General features: G+C 73.8%; 3 protein-coding genes and 1 pseudogene. 1 reads left to right on the top strand and 3 read right to left on the bottom strand.

The genetic code is table 11. The features are described 5' to 3' along the window. Both B7767_RS08965 and B7767_RS08960 read right to left on the bottom strand, forming a co-directional pair. The coding region (locus B7767_RS08965; protein WP_143652297.1) for a glycosyltransferase at positions 1–208 on the bottom strand (208 nt) is incomplete at its 3' end. Between the two features lie 78 nt (positions 209–286). After that, complete coding sequence (locus B7767_RS08960) at positions 287–784, bottom strand: MarR family winged helix-turn-helix transcriptional regulator (RefSeq protein WP_085571704.1); 498 nt, start codon at positions 782–784, stop codon at positions 287–289. Positions 785–919: 135 nt separating this feature from the next. Here B7767_RS08960 and B7767_RS08955 point away from each other — a divergent pair, with 135 nt between their 5' ends. After that, entirely contained in the window at positions 920–1,333 is a 414-nt protein-coding gene (locus B7767_RS08955; protein WP_030868470.1) for an organic hydroperoxide resistance protein, read from the top strand. Here B7767_RS08955 and B7767_RS08950 read toward each other — a convergent pair. Next, positions 1,323–1,602, bottom strand: a pseudogene (locus tag B7767_RS08950) (hypothetical protein); the annotation flags it as partial. The gene B7767_RS08955 and the pseudogene B7767_RS08950 overlap by 11 nt on opposite strands.

Genomic DNA, 1,602 nt, shown 5'->3' with positions numbered 1-1,602 from the left:
CGGGGAGCCGGATCACCCGCAGCCGGGGTTCGCCCTCGGCGAGCCGGTCCAGCAGGTCCCCGCTGCCGTCCGTCGAGCAGTCGTCGACGGCGACGACCTCCCGTACGGCGGGCCCCTGCCCGAGCGCCGAGCGCACGGCGTCGGTCACGTGGGCGGCGTCGTCGTGGCCGATGACGACGACGGTGACCTGGGGGTGAGGGGGCTGCATGGCGTCCTCGGGCGCGTCACGGGGCTGCTTCTGCCTCCATTGAGGACGCTCGGCGCGCGCGGCGCACGTCGGCCGCCGTCACGCGCCCTCCGCGACCGCCGTGTCCAGCGCCGCCGTGAGCCGGTGCAGACGGGTGCCGAGGTCACGGATCTCGTCGATGTCGAAGCCGGTCGCGGCCATGATCCGGCGCGGCACCTCCAGGGCCCGCTGCCGCAGCGCGGTGCCCTCCTCGGTGGGCCGGACCTCCACCGACCGCTCGTCGCGCGCACTGCGTTCCCGGCGTACCAGGCCGGCCGCCTCCAGCCGCTTGAGCAGCGGGGACAGGGTGCCGGAGTCCAGTCGCAGGTGCTCGCCGAGCTTCTTCACCGGCAGCGTGCCGTGCTCCCACAGCACCAGCATGACCAGGTACTGCGGGTAGGTGAGCCCGAGGTCCTTGAGGACCACCCGGTAGACGCCGTTGAAGGCGCGGGAGGCCGCGTTCAGGTTGAAGCAGATCTGCTGGTCGAGGCGGAGCCAGTCGTCCGCGGCGTCCGGCAGCGGGGCCGTCGCGGGAGGTGGGATCGGGGTGGCTGTCATGGCTCCAGGGTAGCTCTCGCGGGCCATTTGGTTGCGCACAATTCAATTGCGTGCTCTACTTGTGGTCGTACGGCGGCCGGACCCACCGAACCGAAGGGCCCGGCCGAGCCACGACTCGAGAGGGAAGGTCCTTCCATGGACGCGCTCTACACCGCTGTCGCCACCGCCACCCACGGCCGCGAGGGCCGCGCCGTCACCTCCGACGGCAAGCTGGACCTCGGCCTGAGCGCCCCCGTGGAACTCGGCGGCAACGGCCAGGGCACCAACCCGGAGCAGCTCTTCGCCGCCGGTTACGCGGCCTGCTTCGGCAGCGCCCTCGGTGTGGTCGGCCGGGCGGCCAAGGTCGACGTCAGCGACGCCGCGGTGACCGCCGAGGTCGTCCTCGGCAAGCAGGGCGAGGGCTTCGCGCTCGCGGTGACGCTCCGCGTCGAGCTGCCCGAGGGCATCGAGGAGGAGACCGGCCGCAAGCTGGTCGAGCAGGCCCACCAGGTCTGCCCCTACTCCAACGCCACCCGCGGCAACATCCCCGTCGACCTCGTCATCGAGTAGTCCCCGGCACCCGCGCCAGCACCTCCCCCGTCCGCCGGCTCCACGCCACCACCACCGCCTCCTCGGGCACCCGCTGCGCGGGCGTCAGCAGCAGCCAGCGCGCGTGGTACCGGCGGACGACCGCGGCCCGCTCGGCGCGGGTCGAACCGGGGTCCAGGTACGCGCGCACATCGGCCGCCCGCCGCAGCCGCTCCCGCTCCTCCAGCGAGGCGTCCGGCCAGGCGGGCGCGGCGAGGTTCGGGCCGTACCCGGCGATCGCGTGAACGGCG

Source organism: Streptomyces sp. 13-12-16 (assembly GCF_002114215.1).
Classification (GTDB): domain Bacteria; phylum Actinomycetota; class Actinomycetes; order Streptomycetales; family Streptomycetaceae; genus Streptomyces.
This window is presented reverse-complemented; position numbering and strand designations above follow the sequence as displayed.

Coding starts and splice junctions, on each gene's coding strand:
- B7767_RS08960 (WP_085571704.1), bottom strand. CDS start 784: ATGACAGCCACCCCGATCCCACCTCCCGCGACGGCCCCGCTGCCGGAC.
- B7767_RS08955 (WP_030868470.1), top strand. CDS start 920: ATGGACGCGCTCTACACCGCTGTCGCCACCGCCACCCACGGCCGCGAG.